This is a genomic window from Methylomonas rosea (assembly GCF_024505055.1).
Lineage (GTDB): Bacteria > Pseudomonadota > Gammaproteobacteria > Methylococcales > Methylomonadaceae > Methylomonas > Methylomonas rosea.
This window is the reverse complement of record NZ_JANIBL010000065.1, coordinates 1-649: the sequence shown is the minus strand read 5'-3', so window position 1 is coordinate 649 and position 649 is coordinate 1. Positions and strand designations below refer to the sequence as shown.

The 649-nt window shown below is 57.8% G+C and carries 1 protein-coding gene; it reads left to right on the top strand.

Annotated features, from left to right (window positions below):
• Window positions 1–649: transketolase C-terminal domain-containing protein (locus tag NP589_RS17775; RefSeq protein WP_305891049.1), on the top strand; the 649-nt coding region annotated here is incomplete at both ends.

Here is a 649-nt window from a genome sequence, read left to right as displayed (position 1 = left end):
TGGCGATTTATTCGACTTTTTTGCAACGGGCGTACGATCAGTTAATCCACGATGTGGCTTTGCAGAATCTGGACGTGTTGTTTGCCCTGGATAGGGCAGGCTTGGTGGGCCCGGACGGGCCGACTCATGCCGGCTCTTTTGATTACAGTTATATGCGCTGTATCCCGAACATGTTGGTGATGGCCCCGGCCGACGAGAACGAGTGCCGGCAGATGCTGACCACCGGTTTCAAACACAACGGTCCGGCCTCGGTGCGCTATCCGCGTGGCAAGGGGCCGGGGGCGACGGTAGACGAAGCCCTGACCGAGCTGGAAATCGGCAAGGCGGAACTCAAACATCAAGGCAGCCGGATTGCGATATTAGCTTGGGGCAGCATGGTGGCACCGTCTGTGGACGCTGGCAAGCAACTGGGGGCGACGGTGGTGAATATGCGTTTTGTTAAACCACTGGATGAGACACTTATCCTGGAGATGGCGAGAAGTCATGACGTGCTGGTCACCGTTGAAGAGAACGTTATCGCTGGCGGTGCCGGTAGTGCGGTGAACGAATTCCTGCAAGCCCAAGCGATTCTGATGCCGGTGCTGAATATCGGTCTGCCGGATCGCTTCGTGGAGCAGGGTAGCCGCGAGGAATTGCTGGCGCTGTGCGG